The following is an 18,356-nucleotide window of genomic DNA, read 5'->3' on the forward strand; positions in this document are numbered from 1 at the left end:
CAGATTTTTGAAATATCACAACACAGCGACCGGTCGGCCCCATCGAAAGGTTTCTAAATTAGCCTGTCCCAAGCTTCGAGCACCAAGCGCCGCGTACGATATTCACCGAATTCACGGATTTCATTGCTTTTAAGCACACGGAACGTCTCGGATGGGTAGTCGTCACCCATGACGTCACTGGGGTCGAGAATGTAGAGCAACTCGTCATGGGACAGTCCATAGAGCCGCGCGTAGTAGGCATCAAGCTCGGCGCGCAAGACGGCGCGGCGGCTCGCGTCCCATGGAAAAGGCATGCCATTGAACCCGAGGTCCGCTGCCCACTCTTTCAGGTCATGCGTGGTGTATGTCAATTCAAGGACACGCGGCACGATGAAGGCGAGGTCTTCATCGTTGTAATGCCCCGGAGGTAAAATAGGAAGCTGCGATAATATAAAATAGTTAAGATGCGTGCCCCCGACCTTTTGCCGCGCGACATAATCAAAAACCAGTGCCGAAAGATTTGCCAGAAATAGCGCAAAAAATTCTTCATTTTGATGGTCTAGCAAAAACAGCGGCAACTGATTTCCCACCGCTACCCTTGGGAAGACTGACGCGATAACTGTCCGCTCATTCGTGGCGTTTGTTATATCGCGCCACCCCATAAGCCAGTTGTATTTCCACGATTTATCTTCAAACCAATTCTGCAACACTGAGGACTCAACCCAATACCGAGGTTGCACACAAAAGTCTGGCGAACTCTTTTTCGAGTCTTCTCGGTCAAGCTCTTGTTCTGTCGTCCCGTAACTCCACCAGCGATGGTCGAATTGATGAATCATCTTTGCTTCATATAAAGGTACCGACGCACCGCCAGGAGAGCTTCGAAACAAAGCGCTGTCCTCAGTCATATGAAACATCCTTAACAACCTAACTTGCCAAGGATTAGCATCCTGGATTCCCTTGCCCTTATCAGGGTTCTCCCGCAGGAGCACGGGTATTTTCCGGTAGACCTTTTTTGTCAACTCGGCGTCTACAAGGCTCCTGAATACCGGAAAAGTCAAGGTATTGGGGTTAATAAGGCGAAACTCCTCACGCGTCAGCGTAAATCGCCGACGGGCGTCCGAAAGCTGCTCAACCTGTGTGGCAAAGCAGACAAACTCGGCGCGCTCAGACCGACCCAGCGTAAGCAGACAGAACTTGAAGCTGCGATGCACTGACGGGAAAACACCACCGCGATTCTCGATATCATACAAACTCGCCAATCGCTCCCCTTGGGTTACTGCTGCGAAGTACGCTTTAGTACTGTCATCGGTAGCAATGCCTGTCGGCACAATGAAGCCTGCACGTCCTGTATCTCTCACCAGTTGTGCGAAGGTTTCGGCAAACAAAGCGTATGTATTTACGTCGCCGACACCTGTGAGTGGGTACCGGGTACTTTCTCGGGCGAAATTTTTGACAGAATCAGCAACACGTCGAGCACCGACAAACTGTGAATAAAGTTCCTGCTCCGCGACATTCGGTGGGACCAGTCCTTCGGATGCTTCGACTTCGGGGAAAAGCGTGTGCAGCAGCATGCCATGCTGAAGCAACTCTATCCGACGAACTCGTTCTGCCTTGTGCGGGGCCGCAGAAATTAATGGGCTGCGAGACGCGAAAAATTCTTCTTCGACTAGCTTGATACGCTCCCACGGCGGATTGCCCAGTAAGATATCAAATCCCCCCTTTGCCTTGACCTGCGGAAACGCTTGCCACCAGTGAAATGCTTGCGCAGAACCGGCTGTTTCCGTAGCGACCGCAGCCACGCCCGGGCGAGGGTCGCTTTCGTTTAGTACAAGCCAAAGGTCCTGACTCGTCGGCACGTAACGCTCGGTTTCCGCTGTTTTCGGAAGCACGAACGCCGCGACGAAGAGGTCCGCAGCAAGCCTACCGCGCGAATTTGCAATCCGTACCTCCGCGTCGCGGTATGCCGAGCGCTTGGCCTGCAACGCATCCAGCGTGTCATCAGGCAGTTCCTCGACGGCGGCCATTGCGCCGCCGGATTCGAATTCGAGGTTGAGCATGTGCCGCGACTGTTGGCGAGCTCTTTCAATCGCCTTAAGCGCCTCACGGTTCGACTTCTTCAGGGACTTAATGACCGCCTTGTCGTCACCGGAAAGCTCGTCGAATGCCTTGTCCGGAATACCGTTTTCGAGAATCCCAGGGTCCAGTACGCCGAGCAATGCATCACCGCAACGCAAATGGTGGTCGAGGAAGGTAAGGGGGCGGTCAGGCGTGTAGGCCTCGAGCCAGAGTGCCGTACGCGCAAGCTCCACCGCCATTGGATTTTTGTCGACGCCATAAATGCAGTGGGCCACGACATCACGCAAGGCATGGCGATAATCCTCAGGGAGCGGATTACCATCGATGGCATTAAGTCGTGCGACTTCTTCTGCGATGCGGCGGGCAGCAGCGAGCAGAAAGTGACCCGAGCCGCAGGCAGGGTCGCATACCGTCAGACCGAGCAGCGCCTTGACGGGCTCTTGCGAATTAGCCTTCAGCGTCTGCTCGATAACTGGCTCCAGGGCGCTCTTGATGAGTTCCTGTACAAGACTGTCGGGGGTGTAGTAAGAACCCGTGAGTTTACGCGCGTTGCCCTTGGTGCTGCCTTCGTCGTTATCGCCAACGAAGCCAAACGTGCGCGCCCCTGCAACCAGCGTGACCACTGGCACTAGCTCAAGCAGGCTTTCGTAGATGCTACCTAGCTCCTCGGAGTCCATATCCCGGTAGTTCACCCGAGAAAGCACGGCCCCTTCACGGAAAAAGCACAAGCTGAACAGCGCAGAGAGCAACGCCTGGTTCTCCACCTCTGCATCATCTAGGTCAGGGCATTGGCCTGCGTCGAACAGACCACCCAAGGCTGGCAAACCAAGTGCCGCTTGACCTTTCCCCAAGCTGGCGGCTGTGATGGTCAGGACTTGCCAGAGGTCGCTGTGCCGGTCATAGCTGCGTCGGCGCGCCGCGAGTTGGCGCAGGCGTTGAAGGCTGTAGCCACTCTGGTAACGGGCTTTGGCTTCCGCACTGGCATCCGGGGTGAATATCAATTCACGGTCTTCGATGGTGGCGAGGAAGATGAGACGGTAAATCAACCGCAGCAATTGCTCGAAGTAAGACTGGGCCGACAGCTGCCCCAATTCGATACGTTCTCGCAGTACACCATTGGCAGGATGGACAATGAAGCCCGTGCCGAGCGCCTGCAACGCCTCGGTCACTCCGTCCCGCAAGCGGTCGCGCGCGCGAACACCCTCTTCCTGTGCTGCGTTGCGCCAACGTTCCAGCGGGCAATCGGCTGGTTCCGCGCCTGCTTTGCCAAACCGGGTCCCGTGAGCCACCAACCACATCGCCGTGAAATCCGGATACAGTCCTTCGTCAAAGATTGCTTCGAGGTCGGCCTCGATATATACAGGGCGGGTAAGACTGAGATTGTCACGCAGAACGCGGAGTTTCAGCCCGTTACTGACGACCGCCCACAGTGACTGTTCGCTCGCGTTTAGGTACTCCTGCGCCAGCAAAAATGGCGAGCGTCGTCGAGTGCCATCACCATGACGGCTGCTTGGTTTGTCGAGCCCCTGGTCATGAGCGGCAAATATTACTGGCACCCGTCCCTCCCCCGCGCTGAAGCCAATCGGGAAGATACGTTCGTCGAGCACGACCTGCCCTACCTGTCGCAGGTCCGTAAAGCCGAGCACCTGTCGGCAAAAAGGTTCCAGAAAGTCACGCACCGTGACGGCATAGGTATCAAGGTCCGAGCGACGGCGCCTGGCTTCGAAGTCTTGCCAAAGGTTCTGGGCGATTTTCCAGTATCGACCGATTTCGTCGCGCAGCTTGAGCCCGCGCGGCACGTCGTAGTCGGCTTCCGATTGCTCCGTTGTTTCCAGGCGAGCCACCTTGTTAAGGAAGTCGGGCGCAAGCAGACCGCCTTCAATAGCGATGGCAGAGAAGGCGAGTTCTTGAGTTGAACGGCGAGCCATATTCTTCTGAATTCTTGTTTGTGGACTGGCTTCAGGCCGGGATGAGGACAAAGACACCCATGACGTCGACGGGCAGGCTGGGGGTTACGCGATATTCCCCGCGCGCATCGGAAGCCACGCGAACACGGCGATGGTCCTCGAGTAGTAAATGTGCACGCGTGCGGGCCAGGTCTTCGAGCATGGACTGCCAACCCGGCAACTGGTCAAGCGCGCGCTGGATGTGCTGGTCACGCAGCGGCGGCGGCATGTTGCGGCTGGGCTCTGCCGTCATTAACGCGTGCGCAGCGGCATCGTCGAGTAAATTGGACTCGCTGTCGGCCGGCACCCCGACAGCCAGCGTTTCTTCGCACAGCAATAATCGGGACTGTCCACGGTGGGTCACCGTAAGTTGGTGACGCAGGCGAACCAGCAGCACCGTGGTGCGGGTAGCCACTGCTTCGGTGAAGATGGCACCGGCACGCGCCACGGCCTCCGCGCCGGACTCCCGGGGACCATTACCCTCGTCCAACGCAGTTTCGAGCAGATAGTCCGCCAGCGCAGCTACCAGTGGATGGGTGCGATGGATGAATTGCGCGCCAGGCGCGGTGGGCTGGTGAAAGTCAATGTGCAACGTACCGGCGAGTCCCTCCCTTTCCAGACGCTCACGTATCCCCGATGGCGTGCTGTCAGCATGAAGTTTCCAGTGTTCGGCCCCACCTTTGGTGCTCGGCTCGAGCGCAGCACCAAGCTGCTGGGCAGAGCGTTTGACGAACCGTTCGACATCCGCTTCGCCGCCTAGCACCGCCAGGGTCCTCTGCCACTCGGGTAGCACGTCTTCCGGTTTGAGGCGACGCTGTGCAAAGAGAGTCCGGTTCTTTGAGGCCTTGTCCCGTGCCGACTGCCAGGCCGTATCAATGGCGTCTTCCGGTGCACCGAAATCCAGGCCGAGCTGAGGCATTTTCGTGGTGGTGGTTCCCTTCCTCAAAAGCACGGCGCCCACAAGTGCCTGGGTAAGCTTGCCCTCCTCGTCCGGCATCGGCACGAGCACGCCGAGTTCCTTGCGAATGCTTTCCGCCTTTCGCAGGATGACCTGCAGCACAGCGCCATCGACCGGGTTATCCTGACCGTACAGCATGGTGGTACGAACCTCGCGAGCTTTCTGACCAAAGCGGTCAACGCGGCCTTCGCGCTGCTCATGACGTGTAGGGTTCCAGGACAGGTCGTAGTGAACCACCGCCGTGAAGAGGTTCTGCAGATTAGTACCTTCGGAGAGGCAGTCCGTAGCAACGAGAATGCGCTGCTCCACCTCGCCCATTGCCTCGACGGCAGCTTCGCGCTCCGCCGGCGCAAACTCGCCCGTCACCGCCGCTACCAGATGGTTGCGGAATACCGAACGCAATTGCTCGGCGACATAGTGGGCAGTCGCAATGTAACGGCAGAAAACGACGGGCTGAAAGCCTGCCTCGATAAGTTCTTTCAGATGATTGATGAGGCGTTTGAGCTTGGGGTCGTTGGCCGCTCCTGTCAATCCGTCGGCACGGGCGACGAGCTCCGTCAGAAGCTCGCTGTCTTCGGTGTTGGCGGCAGGCTCGACGTCCTGAGTCGTCATGTCGTCTTCTGCGCCATCGAGGACCCGCTCTCTCCCCTGCTCGTCGGCCTCTTCCAGGGTCAGGGCTTCCGTCCCGTCATCCCCCGTCAGCGCCCGGCCGCGAAGTCGGGTCCGCAGGGCATTCACTGCGGCAGCGGGAGAGGAGGAAATGCATCGTAGCAACGCCAATGCCGCCCACCAGCTCATGCGCTGTTGCAACAGGTTCTGCTCTTCGGCGCGCACGACGAGCTCACGGGCGTAGTCGAGCACATCATCAAAGAGCTTGCCCCACTCGCCGGTAAGCCGGTAGGTGATTTCGGCAGTCAGGCGTTCGGGGAAGACCTGGCGGTCCTGCCACTCGTCGATGTCCGGCCGGCGACGCTGAACGAAATGACTCGCCAGCTCTTCACGCAGCGGCTTGCGACTATCCGACGGGACGTCCTTCAATGCGCGGAATTCAGGTTTCAGCAGCCCTAACAGGTTGTAGAACGCTTCTTCGTCACCAGAGTGTGGCGTAGCCGTCAGAAGCACCATGTGCCTTTGAGAGTTCTCAGCCAGCCCCTTGAGCAGCGTGTAGCGCTGCTGACGACCTTGACCACTGTAGGTGCAGGTGTGCGCCTCATCGACGATGACGCATTCCGGGCAGGCCCGCTGGAATTCGTCCCGACGACGGTCAGACTTGATGTAGTCAAGGCTGACCACCGTGAAGGGAAAAGCTTCAAAGACCGACTGATTGGCCGGCAGACCACGCTCCAGACGACTGGCAGTGGTGCTGCGCACGACCGCCGCATTGATATGAAAGCGCTCTTTCAGCTCCCGCTGCCACTGTTCGCAAAGGTGCGGCGGGCACAAGACAGAAACCCGGGAAATCTCCCCACGGTCGAGCAGTTCGCGAACGATGAGCGCTGCCTCGATGGTCTTGCCGATACCGACATCGTCGGCGACCAGCAGACGAACCACGTCCTGTTTGAGGGCCATCAGAAGCGGTACGAGCTGATAGGCACGCGGCTCGACGGCGATGTTGCCGAAACTGCGGAATGGGCCCGCTCCCGTGCGCAGCTTCAACCGAAGCGCGTCGCGCAGTAGCTGACCCGCAGCAAAATTCGACGCCTGCTCTACCCGTGGCCATGGAAAAACGGCCGGCCCAACCGGCTTCGGCTCGATGGGCAGATAGATAATTGTTGCGTCCTCTTCCGTCGCGCCGAGGGCGCGAAGGTGAAGCGTGTCGTCGGATGACTGCGGGAGAACAATCCATTCACGACCACGGGCAGCTACAAGGCTACCCGGCTGAAACGATACTTGAGTCGCCATTATTGCTGTTTTCCAGTTCCAAAGAGTGCCGCATGTGCTGCAAAAACCTCGGGCCAGCAGGTGGTTTCCTTCGGAAAGCGCACCACGTAATAGCCAGCCCCATCCAGGCAGCGGTTGATGGTCTCATCCACCTCAGCCTGCTTTGACGCATCGTGATGAGGGCCGTCGATAAAGATGGCGGCCTTCCAGTCTTCATAAAAGAAATCGGCTGTTGTCTTGCAGCATTCGATGCTTTCCTGGCCACGGTCTGGCATGCGGTAGCCGTAGGCCTCCACGTACCTGAGCCATGCGTGCTCAAGAGTGCTGCCTGAGATGCGCCCCAGTTCGCCCTGTTGAGCCTCTGGTGTCCTGCCGAAGGACCCGACAGTCCCTTGTGAACGCGTCAGTCGGCACAGGATGTCGAGTACCTTGCCGTCGTTCTCCAGGTCCTGGCGGTCGATGTGCGTGTGGTCGGGCTGGTTATAGTATGAGAGCAGGCACCGGTAACAGCCGGCCTCACAAACCGGCTTGCCATTGGCGTCGGTCTCCTGCTTTAACCCATCGGCATTCCAGCTTCCATCCTCTGACGGAATGAAGTGCATGATGGCCAGCGCTTCAGCGGCGACCCTTGCCATTGCGCCTGGCTCGGTCGCTATCCGCGTCAACACGCCGGCACCGCCCTCGGCCGATTCGTACAGCAGGATGGAACGCCGCAAATCGGCCTTGGGCAGAGGCTCCGCCATCAATTCGCTTTCTTCCAGCTGGTAGACAGCCTCGATACCCCGCTTGAGCGCGTACTGCAGCGTCGCCATCGTTTTCAGGCCGAGTTCCTCCACCGGCCGCACGATGAGGACATTCCGGCGGTCTTCGACGTACGGGACGATGCGCTGGGGCGGGGTCTTGTCCGGGGGTGTATCACCTTCCGGCTCGCCCGCCTCGTCTGCCCCGCCCATCCATTGACCGTTCACCGGATTAATCATGAAGCCGAGAAGGCTCTTTTCCTTGCGGCGTCGCCATCCCAGGTTCATGCGCCACACGGTCGCGGCTGAACCGTACTGCAGCTCAAGTACTACGCCATCGATGTCCTTAAGCTCTGCGGGTCGGACCTGCAGCTTGCCGTCCTGTTCACTGAACTGGAGGGTTGTCTGCATCTCGTACCCCTGTCGAACCCGTTCTTCCTCATTGGCCGTGATGCGCTCGGCGCGGCGCGTCGACACGTTCTCGATGCGGTAGAGGTTCTGGACGGCAACCGAATCGGCAAGCAATGCATTGCACGAGACACAGCGGTCGGCGTCGCGCTGACTGCGAAAGTGTCCGTAGCCACATACGGGGCAAATGCGTGCGACCTCTGTTGTGAGTCTTGCGCCTACAGAGACCTGGTCGTCGGCTCCCACGGACAGCATGGCCCGCGTGACGCGATACTGGCTGCCTTCGTGATAGATGAGGCTGTATGGTCCAAACTCAGACAGCGCGAGAAAACGCGGACGAGAGAGAAAGTTCTCGCGTCCAATTTTGCCCTTGCGCGCCGGAATATAGGCCATCAACGGCAGGCGCGGGAAGTTGTAGCCCGGCAGGAATCCCTGGCTGGCGAGATAACGGTAGGTGTAGAAGTCCGAGTTCGCCGAGCCCGATTCCTGTAATAGCAGGGACTGCTGGCGAAAGGCTTCGTCGTGGCGCTGTTTTGCGTCCCGACGTTCGCGCTCACTGGCGGCCGGATTGTTCATCACCTTCTGGTTAATTTCCATCTGCCGTTTGGTTGCCGCGAACAGGTCCCGCCAGCGGTCAAGCGCGCGGTTGAACGATTCAAAGGCGCGGCGATAGACCTGTTCCGCAAAGTTCTCATTGAACCAGGGGGCCTTGTCGGTCGTAAGTTCCGACGACAGCATGTCGAGCACGCGTAGACCGCGTTCGTGAGCCCTCTTTTGCGGCGCATCTGCGTCCATCGCCTGCCGATATTCATCCGTCAATGGTGCGGCCGCGTCATTCATGTCCAGCATGCCGCGCACGCTGTTGTCGAGCTTCTTGCCGGTCTCAGATAGCCAGACGGCTTGCAGGTGACTCTGGATGAGTTCACGGTTCGCCAAGTCGAGCGTGGGCGGATTCACCTGTCCATGAACCATCCTGACCGGGTCGCGGAAGAAGTATTGGTCATGCGGTGACTGGGCCGCACAGTAGGTAATGACAAGCGCTGGCTGACCCGCGCGGCCGGCGCGGCCGCTGCGCTGCGCGTAGTTTGCTGGTGTGGGAGGGACGTTGCGCAGATAGACGGTGTTAAGCGATGAGATGTCGACGCCCAGTTCCATCGTTGGAGAGCAGAACAGCACAGGCAGCCATTCCAGCGGTTTGCCTTTGCCATTAAGCCAGTCGACTCGGTCTTTCTCGGTGAAGCGAAAGCGTGCTTCGCGTTCAAGGCGGTCGTCCTGTTCAACCTGCGCCGTGTGCTCGCGTGCCTCAAAATCGTAGAGTCGATGTACTGGGCTGGCGAGCATGCCCGCGATATTGCCATATAGATTGCGGAAAAACGGGTTGTCGTCAGAAGCCTTCCTGCTTTTTCCTTCGCCCAGTATCCAGACTAGGCCGGTGCTGTTTAGCTGGTACCCAGTCATGCCGAATTCGGTCTCTTCGGACACGACCAAGCCATATGACTTCGCGGCCTTCAGCAACGCGGTCACGATTTCCTGGTAGTCGGCATCCTTGATTTTGGCCGCGTGGGGATTGTCGCTCGTCAGGCCATTATCAGCCGTCTCGCGCCAGGTTCCCGGACGCTTGATTTCCTTGCCCAGTCTGGAGCGGGCGCTGCCAGAAACCAGATACTCAATGTTCCGGGGGTCCTCATCCCGAGGCTTGCCTGTCGTAATGAACCAGCTGGCGGCAACGGGATTCTCGTCCTCCGTGAAGCCCCAAGGTTCTCGGAGGTTGGCGAAGCTGGCTGTCTTGAGTTTGTCGAGTTCGGTGCGGTCGAGGTAACGGGATGAGAGGCACAGGCCCTGTCGCATCGCGTCGAAAAGCAGCGCCAGCACACGCTTGCGCACGGTGGCTGACGCGGCCTGCAGTACCTGTGGGGCTTCGGCCCATTCGCCGGCATCTGCTGCGAGGTCATCAAGGTCCTGGTACTCGATACGTACGAGTCCAAGCTGCTCCAGGTTCGGATTATTGAAGCGCCATCCGCGACGCAGGTCGAAATACACCCGGTAGCCAAGAATCGCCCGCATGATGTCCTGCACCTGCCGACGCGCATTACCCTTGACGTCCGGCTCCTGCATATACTCTGCCCGTACGCCCGGGTCGTCGCGGTCGAAACCCAGTGCGATGAAGACCGCATGGGAGACTTCGCTTTCGGTCAGACGGCCGCCCGATTTTGCGACGGCTGACAGGAGTGCTGCCCGCTGCAGCAGCACTTGCAGGAAATCGTTGAAGTGGCCGACCTGTAACGCGGCGTCCTGCCGATTGTCGGTGAATCCGAGAACCTTTTTGGCCTCATCCTTAAGCTGTTCGTCCTCTTCGTAAAGGTAACGCAGCGCCGAGAGCGTGAGCATCGTCGTGGCCGAGCTTCGGCCCTCGCCCGAAAGACCAGTGAGGCGTAGCGATTCCTTGCCAGCCGTGTGATGCACTACACCGCAGTTGAGACAAAAACCGAAGCTGCCCGGGATATACCAGCCGGGCGTGCCGTCGGGAGTATGCCGACCATCGGTATCGACACGCACATGATGAGGTTGACGCTTCTTGTAGGTCGACTTGAGCTTCAGGTCGCCATCCTTCTTTTGCTCCAGCCAGGTCTCAGGATACCGGTCGAGCGTGTCGTCCCAGACTCCCGTGGTGTCGGGCATGAAGTAGCCGCTCCGGATTTCCTCGTCTTCGTTCGTGCGCTCTTCGATACTTCGCGGATTGAACACACGACCACTCGAACCGTTTTCATCCCAGACAGGCACATATTCCTGGCCACACTCGCGGCAGAAGTGAAGGGCGAAGAGTCGGCGCTGACGCTCTCCCGGCACGAATTGACTCCCATCGAGGGTCAGGAAACGCTTGCCCAGCGGTTCGAGCGTGCCATAGACCTTACTGCCCCCCGAGATGAACTGGTGAAGCTTGAACGCGAAGAGGCTCCGCCCCCCTTCCTCGGTGGGCTTGTCGGTCGTCCGGTAGGCCAACAGAAGGAAGTCCGCCAGCGTAGCGCGTGCCAATTCCACGGGGACGTCGGCATCATCCGCAAGGCGCTTGCTGGCTTGTTCCAGCGTGACGGGACGTGCGCGTCGCCACTTTCCTTCATCGCGTGTCACACCTAGGTTCAACTCCACCCACACAGCCAGCGGATGCTGGGCCAGCGCGTCGAATGACGGAGTCGAAGGAAGACCGACGCGAATCGCATCGCCGAGCGCAGACCGAATATGCTCAACCAGCAGATGTTCCGGTGTCACCCGCTTCAGTGTCTCGGTAATGACGTTGGCAGCGCCGATGTTTGTGCCGAACAGGCGGCTTGCGACCTCCGCGACCTTCCCGTTCTTTTCCTCCTCCGTACCTTCGGTCGCCATCGTCGCCGATGTGCCGATGCACTGAAGCTGGTCTGCAAGCGCCTCGCGGACGCGGCGGACCAATAGCGCAACGTCTGCCCCTTGCCGGCCACGGTACGTGTGCAGCTCGTCGAGGACCAGATACCGCAGTCCCTTGGCGTTCCGGATGACGGCCTTGTCCTTGTCGTCCTGACGGGTCATCAGGAGCTCAAGCATCATGAAATTGGTGAGCAGGATGTCCGGCGGATTCGAGGCCAGCCGCTGCCGTTCCTCGTCGTTTTCCTGGCCGGTGTAGCGCCCAAAAGTCACGGGGGAGTGACCACCATAGTCGGCCAAGAACTTGCCGAGCTCCTCCAGCTGGCTATTGGCGAGGGCGTTCATCGGATAGATGATGATGGCGCGCGTGCGCGGCGTGCTATCCGATGCTTTCGCTTTCAGGATGCCATCGACAATTGGAATGAAGTAGGCAAGTGACTTGCCCGACCCGGTGCCGGTTGTCAAGACATAGCTTTTGCCGCTCTGGGCAAAGCCAATGGCTTCCTCCTGATGCTTGAACAGGGTCAGCGAAACGCCGGGGTTCGAGGCCGACTTGCCAGCGCGAAAAATCCGCGCGCATTCCGCGTGAAGCCCTCCCGCCTTCACGAGAGTCTCGACGCTGTGCCCAGTCTTGAAGTTTGGATTGACCTGGACCAGCGGCGCGGGCCAGTAGCGCCCGGATTCGTAGGCTTCGTCAACAAATTCCTGGATGTCAGAGGCGCGGATGCGGGTAAAGCTGCGCGTGAAGCTTGCGTAGTCGGAAACGAGTTTTTTGCGGAACTCGAAGACGTCCATATGAGGCCTTTCCCCAATGCGGTGGGCCGAGCCTCGGCGGCATCGCGCTCTGGCAAGGCCTAGCACCACTTTATTTCATTATATTTTGCGGATTCTACCGACAAAACCAGTACGCGAGGCGAAGAAAGCGCCTAGAACGAGCACGCGTGACAACGCTAATGCCCCCGCGCGCATCACTGCCGCATGGTGGCGAGGTGTCGCCGAGCAGATATTCAAGGGACAGGATACGCATGCTCACAATATCGGATAACGCTACCCTGTCGACGGTCGATATGCCTCGTGATGCAGCCTTCAGCCTCCTACCACCGGCGTGGCAAAGATAGTTGGCCGTGTAAAAACCGCTTTTCCGGTTCACACGGCCAATTATTTGAAATCAACGACATACGTGCGGTCAGAATGCACACAATGCGCCGCGCGGACGAACCGGGGTGCGCCCCTTGTCGCTCCCCCGTGTTCAATGTTCTAACGGATGTTGTGCCCGCGTCGAAATTTGCGGCCAGTGCAGACGGTCTGGCACCCGCCGCCCGATAGCGCTCGCTAATGGGGCGGCTTAGCCGGCGTGCCTCCACGGCTCAACCATTTAGCGCGGCAAGCAGCGCTGCGTCCCGTTCCTGCACGCGCGTGGTCAGCGGCGACCGGGCGACCGACGCGGACCGTCCCGCGTTGGTACGCTTGCGCGGGACGTCCGTCGCCGGACGGGGCGGTGTAGCCGGCATGGCGGGCTCGTCCGGCTGCGCCGTAAACACCGGCAGCACGTCCTTCGGGGCGTCTGAAACGGCGTCCGGTGCCCCAAGTGCCCGATGGAGCCAGGCGTAGAACACCTCGGGGTGCCAGTACGCCCGCCGACCCAAGTGGACCGGTGCGGGCATGCGGCCATCCTGCACGTAGTGGTCAATCGTGCGAACGGAGACCGACAGGATTTGAGCGGCGTTTTCCTTCGTAATCGGGGTGAACGGAGTCGTCGACATGGTGGCTCGTGGGAAACGTAATCCACCGTGTTGACATCGGTTTTATCCGCGACCACCCGACCGACAATGGAGCCGTCTGCCCCGACGGGTCACACCCGTTGTCGGGCTTTTTCCGCCGACACCTGTTCCGGCCCCCCGACGCTCCGAATTCTGCGCCACTTCTGCGCCACTTATGCCCCGGTCGAGGCTGCACATCGTTGCGCGCAGTTGCGCAAAGCGATGGATAACCCATTGATGAAAAAGGAACCTTCGGATACTCTTTGGCGACCACGTGTACCGGTGGACGGCGTTCGGGACGTAGAGGCCGGAGGTTCGAATCCTCTCACCCCGACCAGAATTGCAAAAACCCGCATGGTTCGCCATGCGGGTTTTTTCGTTTTCGGCCGATGCCGCGCGGGCGAGGCCCAGCGGGCAGGCCCCGCAGCCCGGGAAAGCCGTCTGCTATAGTCCATCCATCACCGCCCCTACTCGATCACCGCGTGGACAACCTTCCCTTATGGGCGCAAATCTGCGCCATTTTTCTGCTGCTGTTCCTCTCCGGTTTTTTCTCCATCTCTGAAACGTCGATGATGGCGCTCAATCGCCATCGGCTAAAATTCCTGGCTAGCCAGGGCTCGTTGGGCGCGCGCACGACGCAAGGTCTGCTCGCCAAGACGGATCAGCTGCTCTCAGTCATTCTGATCGGCAACAATCTGATCAACACGATCATCCCGGTCCTGACCACCTCCATCGCGCTGCGCACGTTCGGGCACGACAACGTCGTGCTCTCGGTCACGACGGGCGTGATCGCGTTTCTCATCATCGTGTTCGCGGAAATCGCCCCCAAGATCGTGGGCGCGACGTATCCCGAAAAGGTCGCCTTGCCGGCGAGTCTCGTGCTCGCGCCGCTCATGCGCATCGCGCGGCCGCTGGTGTGGTTCGTCAACCTTTTTGCCAACGCGATTCTCGCCGCGCTGCATATCAACCTGAAGGGCAACCGCGATCAGCGTCTGTCGCCCGAAGAACTGCGCACCATCGTGCTGGAAACCGGCAGCTTCATGCCGACCAAGCACCGCAGCATTCTGCTCAATCTGTTCGATCTGGAAAATATCTCCGTCGATGACGTGATGATCCCGCGCCGCCGCATCGAGGCGCTGGACTTCGACGCGCCGTTCGACGACATCCTGCATCAGCTCGAGACGTGCTATCACAACAAGCTCGTCGTTTATCAGGGCGATATCGACCGCGTGCTCGGCGTCCTTCACGTGCGCAAGACGCTGTCGGCCCTGCATAACCAGGAACTCGAGCGCGACACGCTGCGCGAACTCCTGACGGAGCCTTACTTCGTGCCAGCCGGCACGCCTGTCTTCCAGCAGTTGCAGTACTTCCAGGAGAGCGGTCACCGCATCGCGATCGTCGTCGACGAATACGGCGAGCTGCAAGGGCTCGTCACGCCGGAAGACATCATCGAGGAACTGATCGGCGAATTTACGTCGACGATTCCGCGCGGCGCGGGCTCGCGCGGCTGGGACGAGAACGGCGAGTGCATCGTGCCGGGCAGCATGCCGCTGCGCGAACTGAACCGCTGGCTCAAGCTGACGCTGCCAACGGACGGTCCGAAGACGCTCAACGGCCTGATCCTCGAAACGCTCGAAGACATTCCGGACGGCGACGTGGCGATGCGCATCGGCGGCGTGTATCTGGAAGTCATGCGCAGCGACGATCAGGCGGTTCGCACGGTCAAGATCTTTCGTCCGGCCGCGCCGGCGAAGCGCGCGTTGCGTTAGCCATTCGGCCGAGTAGCCGGGCACGCGGGACGGCGGGATGATCGTTCATCTCGTTCCGATCCCGACCCGTTACCGCCGATGAATTCCGTTCCTCCCGCCGCGTTCCCACGCCCGGCCGACCCCGCCTTCGAGACGACGTCCGACGGGCACTCGCCCGCTGTTTCGCTCCTCGCCGACACCTTGCGCGAGGCCGCCGATCGCGGCGCGTCGGATATTCACGTCGAGCCGTCCGAACACGAATGGCGCATCCGGCTGCGCGTGGATGGCGCGCTGCACGTCCTGCGCCGTCCGCCGCCGCATTTGCGCGATGCCTTCGTCACGCGAATCAAGGTGCTCGCGCGCATGGACATCGCGGAACGTCGCGTGCCGCAGGACGGCCGTCTGCGGCTCGCCTTGCCGGGCGGCCAGACCGGCGACTATCGCGTGAGTTCACTGCCGACGCTCTTCGGCGAAAAGCTGGTCCTGCGCCGGCTCGATGCGTTGCCGCGAAACCTGTCGCTCGGCGCGCTCGGCCTCAGTGACGAGCAAAGCGGCGTCGTCGAATCCGCCATCTGCGCGCCGCATGGCCTCGTGCTGGTCACGGGTCCGACCGGCAGCGGCAAGACGCTGTCGCTGTACTGTTTTCTTCAGATGCTCAACGCCGAAGCGCGCAACATCTGCGCCGTGGAAGATCCCGCCGAGATTCAGCTTGAGGGCATCAATCAGGTCAGCGTGCGCGAGAAAGCCGGCCTGACCTTCGCCGTCGCGCTGCGCGCGTTCATGCGGCAGGACCCGGACGTCATCATGGTTGGCGAGATTCGCGACGCCGAAACCGCCGACGTCGCCGTGAAAGCCGCGCAGACCGGCCACCTCGTCCTCTCGACGCTCCACACGAACGACGCGCCCGCCGCGATCGCGCGCCTGATCGACATCGGCGTCGCGCCGTATAACCTCGCGTCGGCGTTGCGGCTCGTGACGGCCCAACGGCTCGTGCGCAAGCTCTGCGACGCGTGCCGCGCGCCGTCCGCGCTTACGCTCGCCGACGGCTTCCGTCCGTTCGAGCCGCGCGGCTGCCCGGCGTGTCACGGCATCGGATATCGGGGGCGCGTCGGCGTGCATCAGTTGATGCCGGTGTCGGACGGTATCCGCGAGTTGATCGTCGGCCGCGCGGCGACGCACGCCGTTGCCCGGCTCGCCCAGTCTGAAGGCATGCCCGCCCTGCGCGACGCCGCTTTCGCGCGCGTGCGCGAAGGCGTGACGAGCGTCGCGGAAGCTGTCGACGCGACGGAGATCGCGTGATGGCCGCCGACTTATCCGAGATGCGCGAGATGCGCTACGCGTGGCGCGGCATCGACGGGCAAGGCGCGTCGAAGCGCGGCAAGCTGATCGCGGCGGATTCCGCTTCGGCGCGCGCCTCGTTGCGGCGGGAAGGCGTGACCGTGCTGGAACTCGACGCGTTGGGAGCAGCGCCGCCGCCGAAGGCGTCGTCGGCGGAAGTCGGCGTCTTCACGCGCCAACTCGCCGGGTTGCTTCGCGCCGGATTGCCGCTCGCGAGCGCGCTCGAACTGCTCGGCAACGCGGGCGGGCGCGGCGGCTTGCCGCGCATCGTGCGTTCGTTGGCGCGCGACATCACGCGCGGCGTGCCGTTCTCGGCTGCGCTCGCGCGTCACCCGGCGTTCGGCGCGTTGTACTGTCAGTTGGTCGCGGTCGGAGAAGTAGCCGGTGCGCTGCCCGGGGTGCTGGCGAGTCTGGCCGACGATCGCGAGCGGGCCAGCGCCCAGCGCGCGAAGCTGCGCGCCGCCCTCGCCTATCCGGTCATGGTGCTGCTTCTGTCGCTCGCGATCACGGCAGGACTGCTGATCGGCGTCGTGCCGACTTTCAAGACGATCTTCGACGGCTTCGGCGCCGCGCTGCCCGCACCGACGCGCTTCGTGCTCGCGTTGTCCGATGGGGTCGCGCGTCACGGCGTGTCGTTCATCGCGGTATGCGCGTGCATGACGCTCGTCGCGGCTCGCTCGATGAAAAGATCGGCGCACGCGCGGGAGACGGCCGACCGCATCGCGCTGAAGTTGCCGATTGCCGGTCCGTTGCTCCGGTCCCTTGCTGTCGCGCGCTGGAGCCGCGCGCTCGGCACGCTGCTCGCGGCCGGCACGCCGCTTTCCGACGCGTTCGATTCGCTCTCGCAGGCCACCGGGAGTCCGGTGTTCGATAGCGCCACCGTCGAGATCGCGTCGCGCCTGCGTAACGGCGAGCGGCTCGCCGCCGCGATGCGCGCGCTCGGCTGCTTTCCGCAGGACGTGGTGCAGCCGATTGCCGTCGCCGAAGAATCCGGCTCGCTCGACTCCATGCTGCTCGATCTCGCCGCGCTCGCCGATCGTCAGGTGGACGAGCGCATCGGCGCGTTCGCGAGCCTGTGTGAGCCGCTCGTCATCGCGGTATTGGGCGCGCTCGTCGGCGGACTCGTCATCGCCATGTATCTTCCGATCATTCAGCTCGGCAACGTGGTGTAGCATCGCGGGCCAAAGACATCGCATCATGACCATGCAGCCTCCGATGACTCCGTCCGCCGCGCACCACGCGAGCCCTTATCTGGCAACGTTCGCCGCGTTGCCGGTGGCCGCGCAATACGCCTTCGCGATCGTCTTCGGGCTGATCGTCGGGAGCTTCTTGAGCGTGGTCGTGCATCGCCTGCCGGTCATGCTCGAACGTGCGTGGCGCGCGGAACTCGACGCGGCCATGCCCGATGCGCCGAAGCCGCCGCCGGACGGCTATCCGGCGCGGTTCAATCTCGCCGTCCCACGCAGCGCCTGCCCGCATTGCGGTCACGTCTTGCGCGCGTGGGAGAACATTCCGGTGATCAGCTATCTCGCGCTTCGCGGGCGCTGTTCAGCGTGCGGCGCGCGGGTGAGTCCGCGCTATCCGCTGATCGAACTGGCGACCGGCGCCTTCGCTGCGCTCTCGCTCTATGCGTTCGGTCCGGGCTGGCCCGCGCTCGCCGCATTCGGAGTCTGCGCGACGCTGCTGGCCGCAGGCGTGATCGACTACGACACGCGCTACCTCCCCGACGTGCTCACGCTGCCGCTGCTGTGGGCGGGGCTCATCGTCAATCTCGGCGACGGCGGCTTTGCGACGCTGCATGACGGCGTGATCGGCGCGATCGCGGGCTATCTGTTCCTCTGGTGCGTGTACTGGCTCTTCAAACTGGCGCGCGGCGTGGAAGGAATGGGCTACGGCGACTTCAAGCTGCTCGCGGCCATCGGCGCGTGGCTCGGCTGGGCGGCGCTCGCGCAGGTGCTGCTGATTTCCGCGGTCGCGGGCGCGCTGTTCGGTATCCTCGCCACATGGCGCGGACGCATGCGCTTCGAGGAGCCGTTGCCCTTCGGCCCGTTTCTCGCGGCCGGCGGCGCGATCACGCTTTTTATCGGGACGCCGCTCTATTCACTGTTCGGATGAGCGAAGGGAGC

Annotated in this window: 8 protein-coding genes; 4 read left to right on the forward strand and 4 right to left on the reverse strand. The window is 61.3% G+C overall.

Features of this window, described 5'->3' with window-relative positions; all coding sequences use genetic code 11:
- Positions 1-53: 53 nt before the first annotated feature.
- The 4 genes from NCR37_RS11420 to NCR37_RS11435 all read right to left on the reverse strand — a co-directional run bounded on the left by NCR37_RS11420 (position 54) and on the right by NCR37_RS11435 (position 13,147).
- Positions 54-3,983: an Eco57I restriction-modification methylase domain-containing protein gene (locus NCR37_RS11420; RefSeq protein ID WP_250473098.1), complete on the reverse strand. Its 3,930-nt coding sequence runs from the start codon at positions 3,981-3,983 to the stop codon at positions 54-56.
- Between the two features lie 31 nt (positions 3,984-4,014).
- On the reverse strand, positions 4,015-6,861 hold the full coding sequence (locus tag NCR37_RS11425; RefSeq protein WP_250473099.1) for a DUF8741 domain-containing protein: 2,847 nt from the start codon (positions 6,859-6,861) through the stop codon (positions 4,015-4,017).
- Complete coding sequence (locus NCR37_RS11430; protein WP_250473100.1) at positions 6,861-12,179, reverse strand: DEAD/DEAH box helicase; 5,319 nt, start codon at positions 12,177-12,179, stop codon at positions 6,861-6,863. The genes NCR37_RS11425 and NCR37_RS11430 overlap by 1 nt, the downstream gene beginning before the upstream one ends.
- A gap of 572 nt (positions 12,180-12,751) precedes the next feature.
- Entirely contained in the window at positions 12,752-13,147 is a 396-nt protein-coding gene (locus tag NCR37_RS11435; protein WP_250473101.1) for a helix-turn-helix transcriptional regulator, read from the reverse strand.
- A 479-nt stretch (positions 13,148-13,626) separates the two neighbouring features.
- On the opposite strand from NCR37_RS11435, the gene NCR37_RS11440 reads away from it, so the two are divergent.
- The 4 genes from NCR37_RS11440 to NCR37_RS11455 all read left to right on the forward strand — a co-directional run bounded on the left by NCR37_RS11440 (position 13,627) and on the right by NCR37_RS11455 (position 18,345).
- Positions 13,627-14,913: an HlyC/CorC family transporter gene (locus NCR37_RS11440; protein ID WP_206467060.1), complete on the forward strand. Its 1,287-nt coding sequence runs from the start codon at positions 13,627-13,629 to the stop codon at positions 14,911-14,913.
- Between the two features lie 78 nt (positions 14,914-14,991).
- Positions 14,992-16,191: a GspE/PulE family protein gene (locus tag NCR37_RS11445; RefSeq protein WP_250473102.1), complete on the forward strand. Its 1,200-nt coding sequence runs from the start codon at positions 14,992-14,994 to the stop codon at positions 16,189-16,191.
- The gene (locus tag NCR37_RS11450; RefSeq protein ID WP_250473103.1) at positions 16,191-17,402 is read left to right on the forward strand and encodes a type II secretion system F family protein; all 1,212 of its coding nucleotides are present in this window, start codon (positions 16,191-16,193) and stop codon (positions 17,400-17,402) included. The genes NCR37_RS11445 and NCR37_RS11450 overlap by 1 nt, the downstream gene beginning before the upstream one ends.
- A gap of 25 nt (positions 17,403-17,427) precedes the next feature.
- On the forward strand, positions 17,428-18,345 hold the full coding sequence (locus tag NCR37_RS11455) for a prepilin peptidase (RefSeq protein ID WP_250473104.1): 918 nt from the start codon (positions 17,428-17,430) through the stop codon (positions 18,343-18,345).
- The last annotated feature ends 11 nt before the right edge of the window (positions 18,346-18,356 follow it).

Origin of the sequence: Caballeronia sp. GAFFF1 (assembly GCF_023630705.1) — a bacterium.
In the GTDB taxonomy this organism is placed as follows: Bacteria; Pseudomonadota; Gammaproteobacteria; order Burkholderiales; family Burkholderiaceae; genus Caballeronia.

Coding starts and splice junctions, on each gene's coding strand:
- NCR37_RS11420 (WP_250473098.1), bottom strand. CDS start 3,983: ATGGCTCGCCGTTCAACTCAAGAACTCGCCTTCTCTGCCATCGCTATT.
- NCR37_RS11425 (WP_250473099.1), bottom strand. CDS start 6,861: ATGGCGACTCAAGTATCGTTTCAGCCGGGTAGCCTTGTAGCTGCCCGT.
- NCR37_RS11430 (WP_250473100.1), bottom strand. CDS start 12,179: ATGGACGTCTTCGAGTTCCGCAAAAAACTCGTTTCCGACTACGCAAGC.
- NCR37_RS11435 (WP_250473101.1), bottom strand. CDS start 13,147: ATGTCGACGACTCCGTTCACCCCGATTACGAAGGAAAACGCCGCTCAA.
- NCR37_RS11445 (WP_250473102.1), top strand. CDS start 14,992: ATGAATTCCGTTCCTCCCGCCGCGTTCCCACGCCCGGCCGACCCCGCC.
- NCR37_RS11450 (WP_250473103.1), top strand. CDS start 16,191: ATGGCCGCCGACTTATCCGAGATGCGCGAGATGCGCTACGCGTGGCGC.
- NCR37_RS11455 (WP_250473104.1), top strand. CDS start 17,428: ATGACCATGCAGCCTCCGATGACTCCGTCCGCCGCGCACCACGCGAGC.